Origin of the sequence: Acinetobacter sp. ME22 (assembly GCF_022012315.1) — a bacterium.
In the GTDB taxonomy this organism is placed as follows: Bacteria; Pseudomonadota; Gammaproteobacteria; order Pseudomonadales; family Moraxellaceae; genus Acinetobacter; species Acinetobacter brisouii_A.
The window spans coordinates 366,306-391,333 of the sequence record NZ_JAKLTL010000002.1 but is presented as its reverse complement, the minus strand read 5'-3'; the positions used below and the strand labels follow the sequence as shown (position 1 = coordinate 391,333).

General features: G+C 43.3%; 25 protein-coding genes. 6 read left to right on the top strand and 19 right to left on the bottom strand.

The window, feature by feature from the left end; genetic code table 11:
* The first annotated feature begins 182 nt into the window (after positions 1 to 182).
* The 3 genes from LVY74_RS04575 to LVY74_RS04565 all read left to right on the top strand — a co-directional run bounded on the left by LVY74_RS04575 (position 183) and on the right by LVY74_RS04565 (position 2,797).
* A complete protein-coding gene (locus tag LVY74_RS04575) occupies positions 183 to 1,085 on the top strand; it encodes a 5'-methylthioadenosine/S-adenosylhomocysteine nucleosidase (protein WP_237814019.1) in 903 nt (300 codons plus the stop codon).
* 62 nt (positions 1,086 to 1,147) lie between these two features.
* A complete protein-coding gene (locus LVY74_RS04570; RefSeq protein ID WP_237814110.1) occupies positions 1,148 to 1,927 on the top strand; it encodes a 5'-methylthioadenosine/S-adenosylhomocysteine nucleosidase in 780 nt (259 codons plus the stop codon).
* Positions 1,928 to 2,080: 153 nt separating this feature from the next.
* Entirely contained in the window at positions 2,081 to 2,797 is a 717-nt protein-coding gene (locus LVY74_RS04565; protein ID WP_237814018.1) for a glutamine amidotransferase, read from the top strand.
* 243 nt (positions 2,798 to 3,040) lie between these two features.
* On the opposite strand, the gene LVY74_RS04560 is transcribed toward LVY74_RS04565, so the two are convergent.
* From LVY74_RS04560 to paaA, 16 genes are all read right to left on the bottom strand, one after another.
* Positions 3,041 to 3,529 (bottom strand): hypothetical protein, encoded by a 489-nt coding sequence (locus tag LVY74_RS04560; protein WP_237814017.1) that lies wholly within the window; start codon positions 3,527 to 3,529, stop codon positions 3,041 to 3,043.
* A gap of 209 nt (positions 3,530 to 3,738) precedes the next feature.
* Positions 3,739 to 4,401: a response regulator transcription factor gene (locus LVY74_RS04555; RefSeq protein WP_237814016.1), complete on the bottom strand. Its 663-nt coding sequence runs from the start codon at positions 4,399 to 4,401 to the stop codon at positions 3,739 to 3,741.
* A 160-nt stretch (positions 4,402 to 4,561) separates the two neighbouring features.
* Positions 4,562 to 5,974, bottom strand: a complete 1,413-nt coding sequence (locus tag LVY74_RS04550) for an aldehyde dehydrogenase family protein (RefSeq protein ID WP_237814109.1) — start codon at positions 5,972 to 5,974, stop codon at positions 4,562 to 4,564.
* 33 nt (positions 5,975 to 6,007) lie between these two features.
* Complete coding sequence (locus LVY74_RS04545) at positions 6,008 to 7,606, bottom strand: GMC family oxidoreductase (protein WP_237814015.1); 1,599 nt, start codon at positions 7,604 to 7,606, stop codon at positions 6,008 to 6,010.
* 255 nt (positions 7,607 to 7,861) lie between these two features.
* Positions 7,862 to 8,464 carry a gamma carbonic anhydrase family protein gene (locus tag LVY74_RS04540; protein WP_237814014.1) on the bottom strand — a complete coding sequence of 201 codons (603 nt, stop codon included), beginning with the start codon at positions 8,462 to 8,464 and terminating at the stop codon, positions 7,862 to 7,864.
* Positions 8,465 to 8,479: 15 nt separating this feature from the next.
* The gene (gene paaX, locus LVY74_RS04535; RefSeq protein ID WP_237814013.1) at positions 8,480 to 9,421 is read right to left on the bottom strand and encodes a phenylacetic acid degradation operon negative regulatory protein PaaX; all 942 of its coding nucleotides are present in this window, start codon (positions 9,419 to 9,421) and stop codon (positions 8,480 to 8,482) included.
* Between the two features lie 35 nt (positions 9,422 to 9,456).
* Positions 9,457 to 10,746, bottom strand: a complete 1,290-nt coding sequence (gene paaK, locus LVY74_RS04530; RefSeq protein ID WP_237814012.1) for a phenylacetate--CoA ligase PaaK — start codon at positions 10,744 to 10,746, stop codon at positions 9,457 to 9,459.
* A gap of 43 nt (positions 10,747 to 10,789) precedes the next feature.
* On the bottom strand, positions 10,790 to 12,007 hold the full coding sequence (gene pcaF, locus LVY74_RS04525; RefSeq protein WP_237814011.1) for a 3-oxoadipyl-CoA thiolase: 1,218 nt from the start codon (positions 12,005 to 12,007) through the stop codon (positions 10,790 to 10,792).
* Between the two features lie 12 nt (positions 12,008 to 12,019).
* On the bottom strand, positions 12,020 to 13,561 hold the full coding sequence (locus tag LVY74_RS04520; protein ID WP_237814010.1) for a 3-hydroxyacyl-CoA dehydrogenase: 1,542 nt from the start codon (positions 13,559 to 13,561) through the stop codon (positions 12,020 to 12,022).
* A gap of 1 nt (position 13,562) precedes the next feature.
* The gene (gene paaG / locus LVY74_RS04515; RefSeq protein WP_237814108.1) at positions 13,563 to 14,354 is read right to left on the bottom strand and encodes a 2-(1,2-epoxy-1,2-dihydrophenyl)acetyl-CoA isomerase PaaG; all 792 of its coding nucleotides are present in this window, start codon (positions 14,352 to 14,354) and stop codon (positions 13,563 to 13,565) included.
* Positions 14,355 to 14,358: 4 nt separating this feature from the next.
* Positions 14,359 to 15,132, bottom strand: coding sequence for an enoyl-CoA hydratase-related protein (locus LVY74_RS04510; RefSeq protein ID WP_237814009.1), 774 nt, complete (start codon positions 15,130 to 15,132; stop codon positions 14,359 to 14,361).
* Between the two features lie 11 nt (positions 15,133 to 15,143).
* Positions 15,144 to 16,205 carry a 1,2-phenylacetyl-CoA epoxidase subunit PaaE gene (paaE, locus tag LVY74_RS04505; RefSeq protein ID WP_237814008.1) on the bottom strand — a complete coding sequence of 354 codons (1,062 nt, stop codon included), beginning with the start codon at positions 16,203 to 16,205 and terminating at the stop codon, positions 15,144 to 15,146.
* A 23-nt stretch (positions 16,206 to 16,228) separates the two neighbouring features.
* Positions 16,229 to 16,729, bottom strand: coding sequence for a 1,2-phenylacetyl-CoA epoxidase subunit PaaD (gene paaD / locus LVY74_RS04500; protein WP_111891460.1), 501 nt, complete (start codon positions 16,727 to 16,729; stop codon positions 16,229 to 16,231).
* A gap of 20 nt (positions 16,730 to 16,749) precedes the next feature.
* The gene (gene paaC / locus LVY74_RS04495) at positions 16,750 to 17,502 is read right to left on the bottom strand and encodes a 1,2-phenylacetyl-CoA epoxidase subunit PaaC (RefSeq protein ID WP_237814007.1); all 753 of its coding nucleotides are present in this window, start codon (positions 17,500 to 17,502) and stop codon (positions 16,750 to 16,752) included.
* A 15-nt stretch (positions 17,503 to 17,517) separates the two neighbouring features.
* Positions 17,518 to 17,808: a 1,2-phenylacetyl-CoA epoxidase subunit PaaB gene (paaB, locus tag LVY74_RS04490; protein ID WP_111891464.1), complete on the bottom strand. Its 291-nt coding sequence runs from the start codon at positions 17,806 to 17,808 to the stop codon at positions 17,518 to 17,520.
* A 31-nt stretch (positions 17,809 to 17,839) separates the two neighbouring features.
* Complete coding sequence (gene paaA, locus LVY74_RS04485; protein WP_237814006.1) at positions 17,840 to 18,778, bottom strand: 1,2-phenylacetyl-CoA epoxidase subunit PaaA; 939 nt, start codon at positions 18,776 to 18,778, stop codon at positions 17,840 to 17,842.
* Positions 18,779 to 19,043: 265 nt separating this feature from the next.
* On the opposite strand from paaA, the gene paaZ reads away from it, so the two are divergent.
* The 3 genes from paaZ (at position 19,044) to LVY74_RS04470 (ending at position 22,611) form a co-directional block, all read left to right on the top strand.
* Complete coding sequence (gene paaZ / locus LVY74_RS04480) at positions 19,044 to 21,158, top strand: phenylacetic acid degradation bifunctional protein PaaZ (protein ID WP_237814005.1); 2,115 nt, start codon at positions 19,044 to 19,046, stop codon at positions 21,156 to 21,158.
* A gap of 82 nt (positions 21,159 to 21,240) precedes the next feature.
* Positions 21,241 to 21,945, top strand: a complete 705-nt coding sequence (locus LVY74_RS04475; protein WP_237814004.1) for a CoA transferase subunit A — start codon at positions 21,241 to 21,243, stop codon at positions 21,943 to 21,945.
* 12 nt (positions 21,946 to 21,957) lie between these two features.
* Complete coding sequence (locus LVY74_RS04470; protein WP_237814003.1) at positions 21,958 to 22,611, top strand: CoA transferase subunit B; 654 nt, start codon at positions 21,958 to 21,960, stop codon at positions 22,609 to 22,611.
* 68 nt (positions 22,612 to 22,679) lie between these two features.
* On the opposite strand, the gene lpxA is transcribed toward LVY74_RS04470, so the two are convergent.
* Genes lpxA through lpxD form a run of 3 tightly spaced genes read right to left on the bottom strand, consistent with a single transcriptional unit; the run spans position 22,680 to position 25,025 of the window.
* Positions 22,680 to 23,468 carry an acyl-ACP--UDP-N-acetylglucosamine O-acyltransferase gene (lpxA, locus tag LVY74_RS04465; RefSeq protein ID WP_237814002.1) on the bottom strand — a complete coding sequence of 263 codons (789 nt, stop codon included), beginning with the start codon at positions 23,466 to 23,468 and terminating at the stop codon, positions 22,680 to 22,682.
* 7 nt (positions 23,469 to 23,475) lie between these two features.
* Positions 23,476 to 23,952: a 3-hydroxyacyl-ACP dehydratase FabZ gene (gene fabZ, locus LVY74_RS04460; RefSeq protein WP_237814001.1), complete on the bottom strand. Its 477-nt coding sequence runs from the start codon at positions 23,950 to 23,952 to the stop codon at positions 23,476 to 23,478.
* Between the two features lie 2 nt (positions 23,953 to 23,954).
* Entirely contained in the window at positions 23,955 to 25,025 is a 1,071-nt protein-coding gene (gene lpxD / locus LVY74_RS04455) for a UDP-3-O-(3-hydroxymyristoyl)glucosamine N-acyltransferase (RefSeq protein ID WP_237814000.1), read from the bottom strand.
* Between the last annotated feature and the right edge of the window lie 3 nt (positions 25,026 to 25,028).

Here is a 25,028-nt window from a genome sequence, read left to right as displayed (position 1 = left end):
ATTCATTCTTATTATTTTCTTAAAACCTCAGCATCTATGATGAGTGAAAATCTGTCTCAATATGAATTTATTCAATAAAAATTAAAATATGAGAGATTAAGAATAATTTAGATTATTTTTTAGACTCAAACTTTGGCATATGACTTGCTTAGTCATAAGACTTTATAAATCTGGATGTTTTGATGAAAAAGCTACTGATTACTTTATTTCTATCGTTAATGTTCAACACTTACACTTTCGCAGCAGCTAAAGTCGATACTTTACCTCGTATTGCAATTATTTGCGCATTCCAACCTGAGATTCCCGAATTACGGGCAGCATTAAAACATGCAAAAGTACACACGATTCATCGCACACAATTTATTACAGGGCAACTTGGTGACAAAAATGTTGTGTTGTTCTTGTCAGGCATGTCTATGGTCAATGCTGCCATGAGCACTCAAATGGCACTAGATAACTTTAATGTAAAAAACATCGTATTTTCAGGGATTGCTGGTGGTGTTAACCCCGCATTGAATATTGGTGATGTTACAGTACCAGATCAATGGGCAGAGTATTTAGAATCCATTATGGCACGTGAAGTCAATGGTACATTTAAGGCTCCGAGCTTTCTTACGACGCCCTATCCAAACTTTGGCATGATGTTCCCTCAAAATGTTCAAATTGCCAATGGCGACAAAGCACCTGAAGAAAAATTCTGGTTTCAAGTCGATTCACATATGATGTCGCAAGCAAAACAAATCTTAAGTCAAAGTAAAATCACACAATGTACAGAAGATAAACAATGCTTAACTCATGCACCTAAAGTGGTATTTGGTGGCAATGGGGTTTCAGGTCAATCCTTTGTCGACAACACTCAACTACGCCAATTTGTGTTTAATACCTTTCATGCGAATGTTGTCGATATGGAATCTGCGGCTGTAGGACATGTTGCATATACCAACAATAAGCCATTTATTGTATTCCGCGCGCTTTCTGACTTGGCAGGTGGCGGTGAAGGTGAAAATGAAGAAGGGACATTTATGGCGCTTGCTGCTAAAAACTCAGCTCAACTGGTCATTCAATACGTTAAAAATTTTAAATAATTTTCCTCTTTTGGACATAAAAAATGAAATTAATACAACCTAGCCTTTTTGCTGCAAGCCTAATGTTGGCAACACAAATTTATGCTCAAGCCCCGATTGTCATTCAGGGTGCTTTAGACATAGAAACTGATCACATGGTGAGTAAACTCACTCATGTAAAAACCAAAACCTATGGTGGATGGCAATTTTGGGAAGGTCAATACAAAGGTTACCCTATCGTGATTTCTCGTACGCGTATGGGAATGACCGATGCAGCAGCAGCGACAACGCTCGCAATTGAACACTACCACCCTGCTGCCATTATCAACCAAGGCACAGCAGGTGGACATGATCCTGAGCTTAAAGTTTTTGATATTGTTCTAGGGAAACAATCAGAAAATATTGGTGCGTTCATTACACCTAAAAAAGCATTGGGTGAAGGGTCTAATTCTTTGGCTTGGAATAAGCCCTTTAATGTTCTACCCAATGATAACTCCGATGCCGAGGCAACTCGCCACCTTACTTTTGCAGGTGACGCTCAACTGATTCAAGCAGCAAATAGCATCAAAACTACATATACCAAAGGACATGTTGTTGAAGGTGTTATTGGCTCAGCAGATACATGGAACAATGAGTTAGACCGCATTAAGTTTTTCCATGACAACTACAAAACGTCTGTAGAAGAAATGGAAACTGCTTCAGCAGCACAAGTTGCATCATTTTATAAAGTTCCATTCCTCGGTATTCGAATTTTATCGAATAATGCCACCAATAATGGTGGATACAATCCCAATACAGGCGAAGCATGCCAAGATTATGCTTTAGATGTTGCAACAACTTATTTAGCAACACAAAAGAAATAATCTTTCTTTCAGAGCTGATGAGTCATCGTGATTCATCAGCCAGTTAAATGACTGACTTTTGATTAACTTACTCTTCTTTTTTTGTAAGTTATGCTTGCCATCTCAATTTAAAAAATGAAATGCTGTGAACCAATAAAGTGATGTGTGAATAAAATGACTCTAATTAACCCCCAGTTGCCCGAAACAGTTTATGCCATCCAGCATCTTGCCTTTGAAGATTTAGGTGCTCTAGAGGATGTCTTCTATCAATATGGTTATCGCGTACGTTACTTTGATGCTGGCGTAGATGATTTAACAACAGCACTTGCTTACGATGGCTTAGTTGTGATTTTAGGTGGGCCGATTGGTGTCTATGAGCAAGATGATTATCCATTTTTAATTGATGAAATCTCAGGACTCAGAGAGCGCCTTGCAGCCAACAAACCAACATTGGGAATCTGTTTAGGCGCACAACTGATTGCTCATGCTCTAGGTGCTTCTGTTTATGCTGGACATACGAAGGAAATTGGCTGGAGTTCTCTCACTTTATCTCAAGCTGCCAATAATCTATTAACAACACTGGGAGATACGGCTGTTTTACATTGGCATGGGGATACCTTTGACTTACCCGCCCAAGCTGAACTGCTAGCAAGCTCTGCGCTTTACCCAAACCAAGCATTTAAAATTGGACAGAACATTTTAGCTTTGCAGTTTCATATTGAGGTGGCAGAAGAAGATTTAGAAAAATGGCTAATTGGTCATACCTGTGAGCTACGCAAAGCCAATATCAATATTCCATTGTTACGAGAGGACAATCAAAACTATGCTCCTGCACTCATGTCAAAATCAGCAGGTGTGTTAAAAGATTACCTTATCCATTTGACTCTATAAAAACACAAGGGAGAACATGGCACATTATTCTCCCTCTATTTTTACAATTTATCTGCTCTACAGCCTATGTATATCGTAACAACAATCATCTTAAGCTTGCTAGGTTACTATCTGTATCAATATAAACTCAATGACCCTACTAATGACTGGATCGAATACCTGCTTTATCTACTGCTGATCATGATTTGTGTAATCCTCTGCAAAGTATTTAAACAAATCTGATATTTTGTTGATGACAGCCACTCAAAAAATACGGATATAGTTGATAGCACTAGATGCAAAAATATCGGGTAAATCCATCAAAACACTTGATAAATGCGACGCCAAAAAGCCGACAAAAAAGCCATAAACCAAAGTTTGAGTATTTAAGAGATCTCGGCTAATTTTGATTTTAAGCAGTGGGACACGATAAAAAATGTGTTGAATTGTTTTAGGGTTAGATAATGCCAATGCAATACAGAACCAGCCAATATAACTTAAGGTTGGTGCTTGATCAAACATTAGCCATGAGTAACTCTTTAAGTCATAATCATAAGACAACCATGTTGCATGATTTGAGTACAAATAAGTTATGATTTTAACAGGTAATAATCCCAGATCTAACCACCAAAAAAACCATAAAAAGTTTTTCAGTACAAAAAAACTAAACCCAACTTCATTAAAAATATAATCAATATTTTGCTTATGCTCATCCATCGTAATTTTTGTTGGTTTGTCTTTAGGTGCAGACATTTAGATCTCTCAAAATCTTCATTTTGATCAGTTTAAAGCATCTTATAGATTGATGTGTATATCCAGCATGAAATCTTATAGTCAAATGATTAACTTTCGTTAAATTTAAGCCAGTCTTACTTGCTAGATGATGATACGAGCCCGCCGCACAACACAATTTCACAGGCAGACAAATCTATCACTAAAATCCAAATCTTGATTTGGTCAAGTTAACTCAGATGCATGATTTTACTAATTAGCTCTTGTTTACTACCGACATGCATTTTCTGGAAAATATGCTGAATATGGGTTTTAATGGTCGGTAAACTCACAAAAAGCTCATCTGCAATACTCTGATTTTTCTTGCCTTGCATGATCAGCTCAATGACTTGCTGCTCTTTTTTGGTAAATTCCTGAACAATTCGCTGACACAAACTTTTTTGTGGGCTTTCAAAGGTTTGTGAAAAATGATAATTCGCCAGTGAATAGAAACTTTGCAAAAGTTGCAATTCTTGGACAGAAAACGGCTTTTGATTGACTCGAATCAAACTCAACCCTTTCACAGGAACTTGGTTAATCTTAAAAAACAGCTCAACATTGTCCACCAATTGGCTTTCGTTTAAGAATTCTTGATATTCGGCAGTGATCGGCTGCTGACTCAGCACCACCATATTGTCTTTGTGTGCGTAATGGCGACCAAAAAACAGAGGATCATGCAAATAATCCTTATTCAGGTATGAATCAACCGTTGTTTTAGGAAGATTCTGATAATAATAAGAATGTGCAAAAGAAGGCGATGCCATCTCATAGGAAAAGAAGCTGTCCACAGGCATGACCTGTGCAATAGAGGTCGTAAAGTTGTCCACAAAAGCGACCCAATGTCGAAAATCCATGATAATCCCTCATCTGAAGTTTCAAGTGGGTAAGTTAACGCACACATCCTGATCCAATTAATCCTAAACGAAATCAAGATGTGCGTTGCAGCATGTTCAATTCATGCCCATGCTGAACGATCAGTCAAACATCATACTTCAACTAATCAAAAAAAATCTGCTAATTTTTTGGAATATGAATCGCCTGTTTATGGGTAAATTCCAGCAAACCATCTAGACTAAATGAACAACCCAAGCCTGACTGTTTCCAGCCACCAAACTCGGCATAAGGAGAAACGTCAGAATGGCTATTGATCCAGACTGTTCCTGTTTGTAACTGGCTGGCTATGGCAGCAGCCTGTTCAATGTTACTCGACCAGACTGATCCACCCAGACCATAACTCGATTGATTGGCACGTACAATCACGTCATCCAAATCTGAGAATTTTACAATTGGCAAAATTGGCCCAAACTGTTCAGTCGCAAAAATTTCACTGTCTTCAGACATATCTGTCAAAATCAGTGGACGTAAGAAGTAGCCTTTTTCAGGCACAGTAATTTGCTGTTTATTGGCAATCTTTGCACCATCTGCCAAGGCTTTTTCCAGTAAACCTTGTACTTTTCGGTACTGATTGACATTTTGCACAGGGCCTAGCGTGGTTTCAGGGTTTAAACCATCTCCCAAAATTTGGCTGTCGGCAATTTCCGCCAATTTTGCTACAAGACGATCATAGACACTTTCATGCGCATACACCCGTTTAATACAGGCACAGGTTTGCCCTGCATTGAAAAATGCACTCATAAAAATTTTCGGTGCAATTTCGTCAACATCCACATCATCTAGTACCAATGCGGCATCATTACCACCCAGTTCAAGTACCACATGACGGAGCTGCTCAACTGAAGCCGCCAAGATCTTTTTACCTACAGGCGTTGAACCTGTAAAGGTGACCTTGGCAACATCAACATGGTTGGTCAGTTGCGACCCGACCTCACCTGCCCCTAGCAACAAATTACAGACCCCTTTAGGCACATGGCGGTTAATAATCTCGACCAGCCGAATGGTACTTAACGGCGTAAATTCTGAAGGTTTGTTAATGACACAGTTCTTGGTTTTCAGTGCAGGAATCATATGCCACACCGCAATCATAAATGGCCAGTTCCACGGTGTAACCGAAGCGACAACACCGAGTGGACGATGATAAACCTGCATATGTTTGCCATTTTCATCGGTATGTTTTAATACTGGAATCTCAAGCTGATTGGTGATCTTCGTCCAGTACACTGCCAGATCCACTTCAAGTTCTGCCAAGAACAAAGGTTTGCCCTGTTCCTGTGTAATGAGTCGGGCAATATTTTCCTTATCTGCCTCGATATCATTGGCAATCTGCTCGAGCATTCGGCTGATTTCAACATCACTGGTGTTCTGCCAAGTTTGAAAGGCGGTAACTGCGCCACTGACAGCATCATCTACCTGTTGAGCACTGGCAGAAGCACAGCTTGCAATTACATCTAATGTCGCAGGATTCAGTACATCAAATGACTTCTCCAAACCTTGTATGTGTTGTCCCTGATAAATCATCGTATTGAGCATATATTCATCCTCTAAAAAGCTCATGTGTCCCGCTTAGGTTTGTTGAATCAATAAATCGACAGCACGTTCTGCTACGGCAATGGTCGGTGCATTGGTATTGCCACTCGGTACAGATGGAAAAACCGAACAATCAATGACGCGTAAATTGTTGATACCATGTACTTTCAGGTCTAAATCAACCACCGAATCCTGTTCATGTTGTCCCATACGGCATGTGCCCACAGGGTGATAGGTGGTTTTACAAGTACTACGCACAAATTCTTCGATCGCTTGGGTGTCGTTACGATCGGCTGTCGGTGAAAACACATCATCGACATACTTCGACAAGGCAGGCATTTTCATTAAGTCCATACCGAATTGCGTCGCCCGAATCATGCCTGCCACATCATAATCGTCATGTAACAAATTACCTTGTACTTTCACCATATCTTCAGGATTTTTGCTACTTAGGCATACTTTGCCACGTGAGCGTGGGCGCAAATGACAGTTTTTAAATGTAATACCATGGGTCTTGCCCTGACCTAAACCGCTTGGATCATCCCATGTATCCAGTCCAGGTAAAAAATGTGCCTGAATGTCTGGACGGCCTTCATTGTTGGTGTCGATAAATGCGCCCGCTTCTAAAATATTGGAAGACACCACACCTTTTTTAAACATCAACCATTGCAGACCATTCTCGAGTTTTTTAAAACCCAGATCTTCACCATACAGTGAAATAGGTTGTTTGATGGTGGCATTGACCGAGACATGCATGTGGTCATGGTAGTTATGCCCGACAGGCAGATTTTTAATGGTTGGAATACCAACAGACTGTAGATGCTGCTGTGGTCCAATCCCTGAAAGCATCAGAATTTTCGGAGATCCCAAAGAACCTGAACTGACCACCACAGTTTTACGGGCTTTAAAGGTTTGCTCAGTGCCATTGATGATGCATTTCACCCCAACAGCGCGATCATTTTCCACAAGCACCTGCGCAACCAGAGCATTCAACTGTACGGTTAAATTGGGGTTATCTTTGACTCGATTCAAATAGGTTTTTGAAGTACTGGCGCGCTCTCCTTTATGAGTCGTGGTTTGGAAGAATCCAACACCCTGCTGAGACTTTCCGTTGAAGTCGGTGACATAATTCAAACCCAGTTCTTGCCCCGCCTGAATAAAAGCGCGACTGAGTGGATGGCGATAGTGGTTATCGCTGACATGTAAAGGCCCTTGTGTACCGTGATATTCGCCTGACAAGGTTTCATTATTTTCGGCTTTTTTAAAATACGGCAAGATCGAAGAAAATCCCCAACCCTCACAGCCATATTTTTGTTCCCACTCATCGTAGTCTTCCTTGTGACCACGCAAATAAATCATGCCATTGACCGAACTACTTCCGCCCAAAACTTTCCCTTGAGCACAGGACATCCGACGATTATAGGTACTCGGGTCTGGCTCAGTAGTGTATTGCCAAGTTTTGGTGGCAATCACCTGCTGTACACCCGCAGGCATACGAATAAAAATACTGTTGTCATTTCCGCCTGCTTCAAGCAACAAGACCGTTCCTTTTTTATGTTCAAGCAAGCGTGAAGTCACAACGCATCCTGCTGAACCTGCACCACACACAATGTAATCAAACTCATTTTGACTCATTCCATCACTCCGTGATTTTTATGATACATTTTATTAATTAAAATATATATTTCATATCATATAATCAAGAACAAAAAAATCAACAGTTATTTTGCATAATTTTTACGCAAAATAAAATCAATAAATTTATCAGTTTAATGAAAACTTATGCTGAATTCATGGCAAATATAGCCATCAAAAGTTTAAAAAATTCAAATAGAATACACAGTGTTAAATAAAACACATTATTATATTTTTAATAATAAAACGTATCGTTTATTTTTGTTTTGTGTGATGCTCTGCCTGAAAATCCAAGTAGGATTTACGAGGTAGTAGCAAGTCTTGCTCATTCAATGGTGTAACCTCTTGCAGGCTACGCAAACAGCGCTGAGTCAACTCGATATATTGTTGTGTTCCTTGGGTTTTCCATGCAATCTCTTCAGCTCTTAATTCCCGAATAATTTTTGCAGGGCTGCCCAATGCCAAGCTGTTGGCAGGAATCTTGGTCTTTGCCGTTACGGTACTGTTCGCACCAATAATCGCATTTTCACCAATTTCACAGTCATCAAGAATCACACTGTTCATGCCAATCATGGCATTTTTTCCGACTTTACAACCATGCAAGATCGCGGCATGTCCAATATGCCCCATGTCGTCAACCACGGTCACACTTTGCGGAAAGCCATGAATCACACAGTTGTCCTGCACATTGGCATGGTAACCAATGCGGATACCGCCAAAATCAGCTCTTAGGACTGCCAAAGGCCCAATATATACCCCTGCATCCACCACCACATCGCCAATCAACACAGCAGTTGGGTGCACAAATGCCTGACGGTGAACCACAGGCATTACCCCGTCAATTGAATAACATGGCATATCTGGTCATCCTTTTTATGATGCGGCAGCAAGTTCCAAACCACCAAAACGCTTGTAAAAATTGGAATGAATCGCAGGTAGTGAACCTTCGGCAGTTTTGGCAATCGACAGAAAATATTCATCGGCCTGTTCAAAGATGCGCTTGTAAATATTTACGCTTAAATTGCGGGCATTCACCGCAGGCCAGTCGGCAGGCAATAGCTCGAGCGGCAAAGACGGATCTTTGAGCAAAATACGACGATAATGATGAATCAATAAAATACGCAGTAAAAATGCCTGCTGCGGACTGATCTCTTCCTGTTCCTGATTCAGCAAGGCTGCAATTTCTCTAAACTGTTCCAAGAATCTCAAATAGCGCTGTTTGATCTCGTCAATCGGCCAGTTCACTTCCAGCATACGCGCCACTGTATCGGAAGAACCTGCCCATAGATCAAGGGTTTGCGCTTTAAATACCACCACCTGATCCATCATGTTCAATTCAATCAGCAGTTTTTGTAGCTTAGCTTGATCAAAGCCTGGATAGGCCATCACATTGGTCGCAATACTGGAAAAACCGAGCCATTCCAGTTCTTTTTTCAATGTGACTTTATTTTCCATCTCTACTGAACTGAGCAAAATCAGATCCCAATAGTGATCCCAATCACGCATTTGATGGTTATAAATACGCTGCTCTGCCTGCACATACACTTTACGGCTGGCATCGGTAATCCGATAAAAACTGGTACGACCCACCTTTTGTGAGTCGAGCCATTCATTTTTTACCAAACGAAATACGGCTGTACGTACCGCACGATCATTAAACCCAAAAGGTTCAACCAGTTGAATCAGGCTCGCCAGACTAATGTTGCCGCCCCGATGCAAAATTGAATCCCCATAAATACTCGACACCAAAGAGGTCGCACTAAGGGGTTCTTGTTCAATCAAATACTGAATAATGTGCTGAATACGTACGCTCATATCTCTCTAACTTTTAAATATGCAGGTTGTCCTGCTTAGGCGATCTTTCTTAAGTCAATGACGCGTTTTGCCTTGCCTTCCGATCTCGGCAGCATCGCTTCAGCCAGAATTTCAACCGTTACAGAGACACCAACCATGGTCTTGATTTTGTGCTGTAACTCTTGTGCGAGCTGTAACGCGGCGGTTTGCGTATATTGACTCATTTCCGTTCGGATATGCAATGTATCCATATGCCCTTTCTTGGACACATGAATTTCATAATTTGGAATCAGTTGTGGAATTTTAAGAATCTGCTCCTCAATCTGGGTCGGAAAAACATTAACCCCGCGAATAATCAGCATGTCATCACTGCGTCCAACTACTTTTTGCATACGACGCATGGCACAGTGCTGCCCCGCCATCAGATAGGTCAAATCACGGGTACGGTAACGAATCACAGGCATACCCTGTTTGGTGATGGTGGTAAACACTAGCTCACCAATTTCACCATCAGGCAGGACTTCACCTGTTTCAGGATGGATAATTTCAGGATAGAAATGATCTTCCCAAATGGTTAAACCCGTCGTGTCATCTGCGGCCTGCATAGCAACTCCAGGCCCCATCACTTCAGACAATCCATAAATATCCAGTGCCTTGATATTCAAACGGGTTTCAATTTCACGGCGCATTTCTTCTGTCCAAGGTTCTGCACCAAAAATTCCGACTTTCAAGGAAGTTTCTTTGGCTGTACCGCATTGCTTCTCTAACTGTTCAATAATATTGACACAATAAGATGGTGTAACCATTAAGGCAGTCGGCTTAAAATCCTGAATCAGTTGAATCTGTTTTTCAGTCTGCCCGCCTGACATCGGAATGACTGTTGCACCGAGTCGCTCCACACCATAATGCGCCCCTAAACCACCCGTAAATAAACCGTAGCCATACGCCACTTGCACCGTATCCGAATGATCTAACCCTGCAACACGCAAACACCGTGCCATAAGGTCTGCCCATGTCTGAATGTCTTGCTGGGTGTAACCGACGACCGTAGGTTTGCCTGTCGTACCCGATGAAGCATGCAGCCTGACAATATCCTGTTGTGGGACAGCAAACATGCCAAATGGATAATTTTCGCGTAGATCCTGCTTGGTGGTAAATGGAAACTTGGCCAAATCTGCCAGTGTGTGCAGATCATCGGGGTGCACCCCCGCCGCATCAAACTTCTGCCGATATACAGCACTGTTTTGATAAGCGTGATGCAGCGTTTGCTTGAGACGCTCAAATTGCAACTGACGTAATGTTTCAAGTGGCAAGTTTTCATGAATATCCGTATGTTGAACCTGCATTATGACTCTCCCTGAGTATTTTTATTTTATTGTTTAATGGTCTTTAAACTGCACTGAGATTTTCCAGAATCAGTGCGACACCCTGTCCTACACCGACACACATGCTACACAAGGCGTAACGTCCTTGACGCTGTTTCAGTTCATGGGTTGCGGTAATCACTAAGCGCGTACCACTCATGCCCAGTGGATGCCCCAACGCAATCGCACCACCATTTGGATTCACGCGTGCATCATCATCACTTAACCCCAACTCTCGCAGTACTGCCAACGACTGCGAAGCAAAGGCTTCATTGAGTTCGATCACATCCATTTGTTCTAGGCTCAGCCCTGTTTGCTTCAAGACTTTGTGAATGGCAGGCACAGGGCCAATACCCATATATTTCGGCTCAACCCCAGCACTGGCATAACCCACCACGCGTGCCAAAGGCTGTAACTGATGCTGTTCAGCAAATGTCTGACTGGTCATCAGTACACATGCCGCGCCATCGTTCACACCCGAAGCATTTCCAGCGGTGACTGTTCCACCTTGGGTACGAAACGGCGCTTTGAGTTTTGCCAAGGCATCCAAGGTTGTGTCTGGGCGCAAATGCTCATCTTGCGTGATCTGCGTGACCTGTTTTTTACGGTTGGTAATGTCCACAGGCATAATTTCGATATCGAAACGTTTTGCCTGCTGGGCTTCTGCGGCTTTTTGCTGACTGCGTAGCGCAAACGCATCCTGATCGGCACGGCTAATCTGATATTTTTCTGCCACGTTTTCAGCCGTTTCAGGCATGCTGTCGATCCCAAAATTTGCCTGCATTTTCTTATTCACAAAACGCCAGCCAATGGTGGTGTCATAGATTTCAGGGGTACGGGCAAAGGCTTCTTGCGATTTAGACTGCACAAAAGGCGCACGGCTCATGGATTCAACCCCACCTGCCAGCATAAATTCTGCTTCACCCGCCTTAACACTGCGCGCTGCCAGTCCAACTGCATCCAAGCCTGAAGCACATAAACGATTGACGGTCACCGCAGGTACACTTTCAGGCAGTCCCGCCAACAGTGCTGCCATGCGCGCCACATTACGGTTATCTTCTCCCGCTTGGTTGGCACAGCCCAAAATCACTTCATCGAGTTGTTCCCACGGCAAATTGGGATGTTTATTTTTTAAATACTGAATGGGCAAGGTCGCCAAATCATCGGCACGTACTGAACTCAGCGCGCCTGCATAACGACCAATTGGAGTACGGATCAGATCACAGATTACAACATTGTGCATAGTTCATTCCTTTTATACTGACGCGGGCAAAACTGCCAAATGTGAAAATTGCTGTTGTTGAGCCAATAACTGTTTGAGATAAACACTCGGGCGATATTTTTCTTCGCCATAAAATTCATACAGATTTTGCAAGGTCTTTAAAATGTGAGCCGTACCGATTTGCTGTAACCATTCAAATGGACCATGCGGATAATTCACGCCATATTTCATGGCATTATCAATATCTTCAGGGCTGGCAACCGCTTGCTGCACCGCTTCACAGGCTTCATTAATTAACAAGGCAATGACGCGTAGACTCAGCAAAGCTGGATGATCTTTCAGCCAAACGACGACAACGCCTAAACCTGCAAAAAAGTCTGCAACTTTCGCCAAATCTTCAGGCTGGCAAGACAGGTTATGGCTCAGTGCAATCGCTTCAGCGCTCTGCCAGTTGGCATGCCAGTCCATAACCACAGTTTTTTGCTGTGGATCGCTGAAATTCACAGCTTCACCGTGACTCAACATCACGGCAATATCATCAATCCACAACACACTGTGTTTGGCTGCGACGTGTCGAAGCTCATAAGTCGCCTGTATCCGTTCCACAAATGCAGACTGATTGTTCCAAGACCCTGCCAAAGTTGCATCATCCCATTCGACAGAGGTGCTTTTTGCCAAACTTGGCTGATAACGCGCTCGGCTTGTATCGTTATAGTTATAAAATCCCTGACCTGTTTTACGACCATAACAGCCTGCATCGACCAATTGCTGTTGCACCAGACTCGGACGATAGCGTGGTTCATAGAAAAATTGCTGATACACCGTTTGAGTGACTGAAAAGTTGACGTCTTGCCCGATCAGATCAGTCAGTTCACAAGGCCCCATGGCAAAACCACCACACTGACGCAACAGATAATCCAACTGTTCAGGCGAAACCACTTGCTCTTGCAAGGCACGAAAGCCTTCCGAGTAAAATGGGCGAGCAATACGATTGACAATAAAACCTGGGGTAGACTGGGCTAAAACAGGGACTTTGCGCCACTTCAACATCAACTGCTGTAATGCCTGACACAATTGCTCAGGAGTTTTTAAACCCTGAATAATCTCCACTAGTTTCATGATCGGTGCAGGATTAAAGAAATGCAGTCCCACGACACGCTCAGGTTGTGGCACTTGTGAAGCAATTGCGGTAATCGAAATCGACGAGGTATTGCTGGCTAAAATGGTATCGGTTGGGCAAATCTCGGCAAGTTGCTGAAACAGAGCTTGTTTAACCTTCTGTTTTTCGACAATTGCTTCAATCACCAAATCTACAGTTTTCAGTTCTTCCATAGCATTGGCAATAACCAGACGTGACCATGCTTGCTCAAGCTGTTCAGTAGTCAGTTTTTGTTTGGCAACCAGCTTTTCCAAAGTCGTGCGTAGTGCTGTAACCGCTTGCTGAGCTTTCACCTGATCGGTATCGTACAAATAAGTGTGATGACCATGACAAATGGCAAGCTGCACAATGCCCATGCCCATTGTCCCTGAACCAATGACCGCGATACGAGCATTGGACAAATCCCGATTCGTCATATCAGCACCCCGTATAGTTGGGTTCACGTTTTTGCATAAAAGCTTGTACACCTTCACGATAATCGTCCGAACGCCCTGCGATACGCTGTAAGTCACGCTCTAAAGTGAGTTGCTGTTCAAACGTGTTATGACTGGACTGGTGAATGGCTTTTTTGATTAAAGACAGCCCAAATGTCGGTTGTTTTGCCAGACGCTCCGCCAGTGCTGTGACTTTATCTTGAAGTTCAGCATCTTCTGCCACATCCCAAATCATGCCGAGTTGTTTGGCATCTTCAGCAGACAATTTATCGCCCAGTAACGCCAATCCCATCGCCCGTGCGTGTCCAACTGCGCGTGGTAGAAACCATGTCCCACCCGAATCGGGCACTAAACCTAGACGGCAAAATGCCTGAATAAAACTGGCAGATTTGGCTGCGATTACCAAATCACATGCCAAAGCAATATTTGCCCCTGCACCTGCGGCGACACCGTTCACTGCGCAAATCACAGGCTTGGGCATATTCACCAAGGTTTTAATCAGCGGGTTATAAAATTTCTCAATCGAAACACCCAAATCTGGCGCAGCCGCATCGGGATCGACCACACGATCACTCAAATCCTGCCCTGCACAAAAACCTCGACCTTCTCCACTAATCACCACGCAGCGGATTTCAGGATTGACTGTCCAGTTTTTTAAGACTTCCGCAACTTCCTGATGCATCGCCACATTAAAACTGTTGAGCTGTTTTGGACGGTTCAGGGTCAGATAACCCACCTGATTGTGTTCTTTAACTAAAATATGCTGATAATCCATCATCTTATTGTCCTTTAAATACGGGTTTTCTTTTTTCAAAAAATGCACTGATGCCTTCTTGGCGGTCTTGGGTAGCAGCCAGCCAGACAAAACTTTGCCGCTCCAGTTTTAAGCCCTGGCTCAAACTGGTTTCATGAATATTTTTGATAGATTGTTTAATGACACGTAATGCCAGTGGTGCCTGTCGAGCAATTTTTCCTGCCAGTTCCACCGCGTATTGCACCGTTAGTGCTGTAGGTGAAACCTGACTACAAATCCCGTGCTGTAAGGCTTGCTCGGCACTGAGCATTTCACCTGTCATCGCCCAGCGCATTGCCAGTTGCTGTCCGACCAAACGGGCTAAACGCTGCGTACCGCCCGCACCAGGCAACATGCCCAAACCAATTTCAGGCAAGGCAAATTTGGCATTTTCCCCGCAAAGGACGATGTCAGCATGCAGTACCAATTCAAAACCTGCGCCTAGCGCATAGCCATTTACCGCTACAATCAAAGGCTTGGAAAAACTGTCAATTTTTTGCCAAAGCTGTGGGCGCTCATCGAGCTGCAAATTCACCACATCCAAATCGGCAAGTTCTGCCAAATCTGCACCTGCTGCAAAACAGGAAGCATGCCCCGTAATAACCACTACGCCGACATCTGGGTTTTGCTCAGCCTGTTGCAACAGCTCGACCAAATGGCGCAAGGTGGCATTGTTAAGGGCATTACGTTTTTCAAGCCGATTCAAACTCAGTAGCAATACTTTTTCAGCAGGATAACTTTGCGTGATCAGTTCTTGCATCGTCATTCTCCTTACTCGTCAAAACTCAGGCGAACATCGGCCGTTTTTGGCAATGCCTGACAGCTCAAGACATAGCCTTTTGCTACTTCTTCATCTTCAAGGCTATAGTTGATCAGCATATCCACTTCACCTTGCAAGACCTTACAACGGCAGGTCGCACACACCCCACCCTTACAGGCATATGGCAAGTCTGCACCCGCACGCAATGCTGCATCTAAAATGCTGTCATCTTGCTGCCCGACATCAATGCGCAGTTCACGACCATCCAGCACGATACTGACCTGAGCCTCCTGACGATCGGCCTGCTGTTCTGCCGTACGGCGTTTGATTTCGCCTGTATTAAAGCGTTCGGTGTGAATACGGGTTCTGTCGATGCCCAATTCAGGCAACACAACTTCTACAGCCTGCATCATTTCTTCAGGGCCGCAGGCAAAGCAGTGATCAAAAATCGGTTCAAGCACCTCATGACCAAACAGTTGTTGCAACTTGGCAACATCAATCCGCCCGTTCATCAACTCGCTTTCATTCATCTCGCGAGAAAAAATATTGATGAGCTGAAAACGGGTTTTGAACTGGTCTTTCAAATCCATAATCTGTTCAGCGAACATGGTCTGCTTCCATGAACGGTTGCCATACAACAAGGTAAAACTGGCTTCAGGCTGTTCAAACAACACATGTTTGATGATCGACAGAATTGGCGTAATGCCGCTGCCTGCAGCCACACCTAAATAATGTCGACCACCCTGCTTGGCCGCTTTCTGGAAAAACACCCCTTGAGGTGGCATGACTTCCAAGATATCGCCCACCTGCAAATGCTCATTTGCCCATGTGGAAAATTGTCCCTGATCAATTTTTTTCACCGCGATACTGATATCTTCGGTAGCAGCATGACTGCAAATCGAATAACAACGGCGAATTTCACCTTGCTCTGTAAGATGACGAATGGTCAGATGTTGCCCTGCCTGAAAATCAAACTGGGACTGCACTTCATTGGGTACATCAAAGGCAATACAAATCGCCTGATCGGTCTGCGGTGTAATGGTTTTTACTTTTAATGGAATAAATGTGTTCATGGCTGATTTCCTTATCTTCAGGCTCAAATGCACTTAAAATAGTCAAAAGGTTCGAGGCAATTTCGACATTGGTACAGTGCCTTACAGGCAGTTGAACTAAACTCACTGAGCAAGCGGGTATTGCGACTCTGACAATGCGGACAAGCCACACCATCAACCAATGCCACATGTGTCCCGCAGTGTTCAGCCTGACCTTGTGGCGGAGCAATCCCATAAGCCTGCAACTTTTGCTTGCCCTGCTCAGACATCCAGTCCGTTGTCCAAGCCTCCGACAAATCCAGCAAAACCTGTACGGGTTCAAAACCCTGTTCATTCAGTGCCTGCTGAATCTGCTGTTTGAGCAAATCTGTTGCCGGGCAACCACTATAGGTTGGGGTTAAGCGCACCAGAATTTCATTTGCGGCATTCAGCTCCACCCCACGAATCATTCCCAGATCAATCACCGATAACACTGGAATTTCTGGGTCGCTAACACTCTCCAAAATCTGCCAGCACTGCTCAATACAATGTTGAATACGTTGCATGCCTTATCTCCCTGATTCGACTACCACACCATGTTGGGATAAGCGCGTTGTATTGATTGCATTTCTGCAAGCAAATAGCCCAAATGCTCAGTATGTAAACCTTGTTTAGCACCACGACGATATGCAGTTTCAGGGGCTTGTAAGCCAAAGCGTTGCAACTCTGCAGCAACTTGTTCATCCCAAAGAGTTTTATTCGATGCAAGATCAGGAATCACGCCTGTATCGACCAGCATCTGCTCTTCTGTGGTCAACTCAAAAAGCTCCGCACTAAAACGCCATAACTGATTCAGCGCTTGTTGCATGCGCTGATGGGCTTCTTCTGTGCTTAAGCTCAAGCGTTCCATCCAGCCTGTTGAAAAACGTAGGTGATATTTAATTTCTTTTAATGACTTGGTTGCCAATGCTGCGACTTCGGCATGTTGCGACTGTGCCAACGTGCTCATTAACAGTACATGGTAATGGTCGATTAACCATTGACGGACAATGGTCTGGGCAAAGTCACCATTCGGCTGTTCACATAGCAGTAAATTCAGGAATTCGCGTTCTTGACGAAAATACGCCAGTTGGTCTTCATCTTGTGGCGGGTTTTGTTGTTGTCCTGCCAACGTCAAGAAATTACGCGCCTGTCCCAGCAAGTCCAATCCAATATTGGCCAGTGCGATATCCACTTCCAGTTCAGGTGCATGCCCACACCACTGTGCCAAACGCTGTGCCAGTACCAGTTGACTGTCGCCAATATGCAGCAAGAATTTTGATAATGCTAAATTCGTCATTTTGATCATCCTTGCTTACATGTGCTCAATGCCATCTGGAATGTGATAAAAGGTCGGATGGCGATAGACCTTATCCAATGACGGATCGAAAAATTCTGGCTTTTCATCAGGCTGAGAGGATTTGATCAGTTCAGAACGCACCACCCAAATGCTGATACCTTCATTACGACGCGTATAAACATCTCGGGCATGTTGCAGCGCCATTTCATCATCCGCTGCACGTAAGCTCCCGACATGGCGATGACTTAGACCCTGTTTGCTACGAATAAATACTTCATAGAGTGACCAGTGATTTTTCTGTTGCATGATTGATATCCTTATTCAAAAATCCGTATGGTTAAGCCACTTTGCTCTGAGCGACTGTTTGTTTTTGTGCATACACTGCGGCAGCATCTCGCACCCACTGACCGTCTTCCCATGCTTTACGACGTGCTTCGATACGTTCGTGATTACATGGACCCTGCCCTTGGATCACCGCCATAAACTCATCCCAGTTAATTTCGCCGAAGCTGTAATGGCCTGTGCTCTCATGCCATTGCAAATCTGGATCAGGTACGGTCAAGCCAAGCTGTAATACTTGCAGTACGGTGTTATCGACAAATTTCTGACGCAGTTCATCATTACTAAAGCGTTTAATCTTCCATGCCATGCTTTGCGCACTGTTCGGGGAGTGATCATCACTTGGACCAAACATCATCAGCGCCGGCCACCAGAAACGATTGACTGCATCTTGTGCCATCTGTTTTTGCTGCTCACTGCCTTGTGCTAGCGCCATCATGGCTTCAAAACCCTGACGCTGATGGAAGCTTTCTTCTTTACAAATACGCACCATAGCGCGGGCATAAGGACCATAAGAGGTACGGCACAATGCCACCTGATTGACAATTGCTGCGCCATCAACCAACCAGCCAATCGCTGCAACATCCGCCCATGACAATGTTGGATAGTTAAAGATGGAGGAATATTTCATTTTCCCTGCAATCAGTTTTTCCATCATGTCATCGCGGTCTGCACCCAGCGTTTCAGCCGCACTGTACAAATACAAACCGTGCCCTGCTTCATCCTGCACTTTGGCAAGAAGCACGGCTTTACGTTTCAAAGTTGGTGCTCGAGTAATCCAGTTCCCCTCAGGCAACATACCAATGACTTCAGAATGTCCATGCTGCCCGATCTGACGAATCAAAGTCTTACGATAGGCATCGGGCATGTCATCTTTGGCTTCTATAGCAATATCCTGTTCGATACAGGCATTAAATTTCTGATACTTATTTTCCACAGCAGCAATCCTTTTTGCTTCACATCCATGTTTCTATTTTTTGATACAACAATCGTTATGTCAATATATTTTTATGTATCACTTTTTAAAAATTATTCATTATTTAAAATATACTTATTAAATACAATAATTTAAACCAAAGTACAAAATCATATTTGTACAAAAATAATTAAAATTCGGTTGACAATTGAAATTTTTTAAAAGAAATTATGAATCATATTTTTTAATTAATTTTATTTTACGTATCATAAAATGGAGTTTTAAGATGCTAGATATCGACACCACCAATCCAGCCGAGCCCAATTCATCAGCCACCTCAACATCTGCTGAACAGCAAATTCCAAATCTGGCATCTTTTGCGTATGGGACATGGCATCATGCAACCCAGGATTTTCGTGAGGTCTATCATGCGATTAGTGGCGAGCCAATCTATCGGGTCAGCAGCCACGGCATTGACATGGCAAAAGCTGTTCACTATGCCAAACAGCATGGTGCTGAACTTGCGAACTGGACATTTCATCAGCGCGCTAACACCCTCAAACAAATTGCTCAAGCACTACTTGAACGCAAAGAAGAATTTTATGCATTGGCAACTGCAACAGGTGCGACGCGTAAAGATGCATGGGTCGATATTGAAGGTGGGATTCAGACTTTATTTGCCTACTCAAGCTTGGTTCGTCGTGAACTGAATGATGAAAAAATCATTACTGAAGATGCATGGATTCCACTCTCAAAACACGGCAGCTTTGGTGCAAAACATATTTTGTCTGCCAAAGCAGGTGTTGCCGTACATATCAATGCTTTCAACTTCCCGATTTGGGGCATGTTAGAAAAAATTGCACCAACGCTTTTGGCAGGTGTGCCTTGCATCGTGAAACCTGCAACAGATGGTGCGCAATTAACCCAAGCTGTAGTTCATGCCATTTTGGATACCCAGCTTTTACCACAAGGTGCTTTACAACTCATCTGTGGACAAACCTATGATTTGTTTGAGCAACTCTCAGCACAAGATTGCGTTACCTTGACAGGTTCAGCCGATACAGGGCAAAAATTACGTCAGCACCCGCACTTAAACCGCCATTCAATTCCATTTAGCATGGAAGCCGACTCGGTCAACAGTGCTATTTTAAGTCCCGAAGCCAATGAAACTACCATTGAGCTTTTTGTACGCGAAGTCTTCCGAGAAATGATCAGCAAAGCAGGCCAAAAATGTACTGCGATTCGTCGTGCCTTTGTTCCTGAAAACCTGCTCGATACCGTTCAGACCCAATTGATCAACAAACTCAAAAAAGTAGTCGTTGGTGATCCTGCTCGAAGCGATACCACCATGGGAGCATTGGCAAGCCTAAAACAAAAACAAGATGTTGCCCACAAAGTTAAACTACTGGCGCAAGAAGCCGAGATTGTATTTGGTGGTAACACCGATTTTGAATTTAATGCTGACTTCCCAGAACGAGGTGCATTTTTTCCACCAACCCTGCTCCGCTGCACAGCGCCAGATCAGGCTTCAATTATCCATCAAATTGAAGCATTTGGCCCTGTTTGTACCCTCATGCCTTATCAATCCATTGAACAACTCTCCCATCTAGTTGCACGCGGCGAAGGTAGTCTGGTTGCTTCAATCGTTAAAAATTGCGATGAAAATATCGAAACACTGGTACAAAAAATTGCACCTTGGCATGGTCGCCTACACATTTTAGATGAAGAATCTGCCAAAGAAAGCACAGGTCATGGTTCTCCTTTACCTCACTTGGTTCATGGCGGACCTGGTCGTGCAGGTGGTGGTGAAGAATTGGGAGGTATTCGCGCAGTTAAACACTACATGCAACGTACCGCTATTCAAGGCTCACCCAACAGTCTAACTCAAGTCACACATGCATGGACTGCAGGCGCAAGTGTTCGTGAAGACCGTGTTCATCCTTTCAAGAAAGATTTTGATGAACTGGTAATTGGTGAACGTCTACTTACCGCACGCCGCACTGTGACTGAATCTGACCTTGTGAATTTTGCCTGCCTAAGCGGCGATCATTTCTATGCACATACTGATAAGATCGCTGCCGCCAACTCTTTCTTTGGAGAACGTGTAGCACATGGCTATTTTATTATCTCGGCTGCCGCAGGTTTATTTGTCGATGCTGCCGAAGGACCAGTGATCGCCAACTATGGCATGGACAATTTACGCTTTGTCGAACCTGTTAAAATTGGTGACTCAATTCAGGTCGAACTCACCTGCAAACAAAAGACGCCAAAACCACAAAAAGACCCGACACAACCTGCACATGGCGTTGTAGTATGGGACATTAAAGTGAAAAATCAGCGTCAGGAATTAGTCGCAACTTACGATATTCTCACTTTGGTTGCTCGTGCAGCAGAGCACTAAGTATGATCATGCTGATGTTGTTTGTTCAGCATCAGCATCTCGCAACACTCATGGATATTTGAAACTATACAATGGAACTGCAATGAACAAGATCTATCCCGATAGTCAATCGGCAATTTTCGATATTATTCAAGACAATATGATACTCGCTGTGGGCGGCTTCGGGTTATGCGGCATTCCAGAAATGCTGATTGAAACTGTGCGTGATTCCAATGCCCAAAATCTGACGTGTATCAGTAACAATGCAGGCATTGATGGCATTGGTCTAAGCCTGTTACTTGAATCTCGTCAGGTTAAAAAAATGATTTCCTCATATATTGGTGGCAACAAGGAATTTGAACGCCAATATTTAGCAGGCGAGCTAGAAGTCGAGCTCACCCCACAAGGCACAATGGCAGAAAAAATGCGTGCTGCTGGTGCTGGTATTCCTGCATTTTATACCCGTACTGGTGTGGGTACAGTCGTACAAGAAGGCAAAGAAGTCCGTAATTTTGATGGCAAAGACTATCTGCTTGAAATGGCGCTGCATGCAGATATTGCCCTCGTTAAAGCTTATAAGGCAGACAAAGCAGGCAATCTGGTTTTTCGTAAGACTGCTCGAAATATTAACCCAGACTGTGCCGTTGCAGGAAAAATCACTATAGCCGAAGTCGAACATCTAGTAGAAATTGGTGATCTAGATCCCGATGAAATTCATCTTCCTGGAATTTATATTGACCGTATTGTGGTGAATGCCAACCCAACGAAACATATTGAAATTCGTACCGTTAAAACAGAAACTGCATAATGGAGCACCCTCATGGCTTGGACGCGTGAACAAATGGCTCAACGAGCCGCACAAGAATTACATGATGGCTTTTATGTCAACCTAGGCATCGGGCTACCGACATTGGTTGCAAATTACATTCCAGAAGATATCCATGTCTGGTTACAGTCAGAAAATGGTTTACTCGGTATTGGTGAGTTTCCACGAGAAGATGAAGTCGACGCTGACCTGATCAATGCAGGTAAACAAACCATCACCACCAAAAAAGGCGCTTCATTGTTTTGTAGTTCAGAATCATTTGCCATGATTCGTGGTGGGCATATTGATATTGCTATTTTAGGTGCGATGCAAGTTTCAGCGACAGGTGATATTGCCAACTGGATGATCCCTGGACAAAAAGTCAAAGGTATGGGCGGTGCAATGGATCTGGTTGCAGGTGCAAAGAAAATTGTGGTGTTAATGGAACATTGCAGCAAATCTGGTGAAGCCAAGATTTTGAATCAATGCAGTTTGCCACTCACAGGTTTAGGCGTAGTTTCTCGCGTCATTACTGACCTTGGCGTATTTGATATTACACCAGAAGGCTTAAAGCTGATTGAAATGGCAGATCAAGTCGAGTTTGATGAAGTGCAGCAAAAAACAGGTACGCCTATTATTAATCAACACCATTATTTAGAAACTGCTTAACCAGTAAACGTATAATTTATCCATAAAAAAAGATGCCATCAGGCATCTTTTTTTACACAATATTTTGCTTAACGCAAAATACCGCGCTCAGACTGTTCTAAAGAATCAATCAACAACTGAACTTCAGCAACTTCTGGCAAAATTTCTGCACGAATACGCTCAATGGCTTCAACTGTTGTCAAACTTTCTTTATAAATAAGCTTGAATGCTTCACGTAAGCCTTGAATCACTTGTCTTGACCAACCTTTACGACGCATTCCCTCAATATTCAAACCAAAAGCATGTGCGGGGTTTCCTGAAGCCATCACATAAGCAGGCACATCTTTAACAATCAAAGATGCCGCACCAATCATGCTGTAAGAATCAATCTTACAGAATTGATGGATTCCAGAGTTACCACCGACCACAACATAACTTCCAACATGAACGTGACCTGCCACGCCCACATTATTGGCAAAAATATTGTGATCACCAATCTGACAATCATGAGCAATATGTGTATTGACCATCAACAGGTTATGACTACCGATTTTGGTCAAACTATGGTCTTGCACCGTACCACGATGCAGACTGCAATGCTCACGAATCACATTGTGATCACCAATTTCTAACCACGTTTCCTCGCCCTTATATTTCAGGTCTTGGCAAACTTCGCCAATGCTTGCAAACTGGAAGATCTCATTGTGTTCACCAATACGAGTATATCCGCCAATCACGACATGTGAATGAAGCTTAGTCCCTGCACCAATAGTGACTTGTGGACCAATCACACAGTAAGGACCAATTTCAACATCAGATGCAATTACTGCAGATGAATCAATAATAGCGGTTGGGTGGATATATTCTTTATTGCTCATGCCTGCTCTAGATTCTTTGATGAGAGATAATAATTTCAGCAGTCGTTGCCACAATGCCATCTACGCTAGCAGTACAATTATATTTGTAAATACCGCGTTTTTGCATCACAAGCTCAGATTTCAGTACCAACTGATCTCCTGCAACAACTTGCTTCTTGAAGCGAATTTTCTCTGCACCTGCAAAAAGGAACAAAGAACCTGGTTGTGGTTTTTCGCCATTCATCACGAAACCCAACACGCCAGAAACTTGCGCCAATGCCTCAATAATTAAGACACCTGGCATAATTGGATATTCTGGAAAATGCCCTTGAAGAAATTCTTCATTAATCGACACATTTTTATAACCAACGATGCTGTTTTCGGTAATTTCTGTCACACGGTCAACCAATAAAAATGGGTAACGATGTGGCAAATATTCACGAATTTGCTGAATATTCATTGGTAATTCTGGTTTATACAAATCTTGCTTTTGTGACTCTGTCATATTCATTTACGCATATTAAAAGTTGATTCAAGTGACTCAATACGAGTTTGTATATGATCAAGTTGTTTGACAATTTGGGTCAATGGCACATCTGCTAATTGTCTGAGGCGAACAACTGTACGACGCCAGTGTTTCGTTTCAAATAAACCAATTCCTGAAGAATATGAGCCAGCCTCAAAAATACTTTTTGTGACCATTGACATTGCTGTTAATGTCACGTTATCAGCAATTTTTAAGTGCCCTGCTACCCCACAAGCGCCTGCAAGTATACAGTTTTTGCCAATCGTTACGCTACCAGCAATGCCTGTTTTTGCAGCAATCGCAGTATTTTCACCAATATGGACGTTATGCGCAATTTGCACAAGATTATCCACAATGACCCCATCTTCCAAAATTGTGTCATCTAATGCGCCACGGTCAATACTACAATTTGAGCCAATCCGTACATTATTGCCAATTTTGACCGAACCGAGCTGAGCAATACGATGCCATTTACCTTGATAAGGTGCAAAGCCGAAACCTTCACTACCAATCACCGTATTGGCATGAACACGCACGTTATGACCGAGTTTTGCAAAACCTGTAATTGTCACATGGGAGTCGATAAAGCATTTCTTACCAATTTCTACACCATCATCAATTTTGGCATGTGACTCAATAAAAGTGTCATCGCCGATTACACAGTCTTCACCAATCACAACATAGTGACCAATATAAGCTGTATCAGAAACAATCGCTGAAGGATGGATTTGGGCAGTACTTTCAATACCTACATCTGTTTTTTTAATTTCAAACACATGAGTCAGAATTGCGAAAGCAAGGTACGGATTATCAACAATAATCAAATTTTGATGATTCGTGAGTTTTTCTTGTAATTCACGTGTTGCTATCAGAATTGCAGCCTGAGATACGACTGCTTGTTCTAGATATTTCTCTCCATTCACGAAAGAAATATGCTGTGATGTTGCTTGCTCTAAACTAGACAAACCTGAAACTTTCGTTTCAGGCTGTCCAATCCATTCACCATGAACTAAAGATGCAAGATCTTTAAGTGTATATGAACGCTGAATCATTGA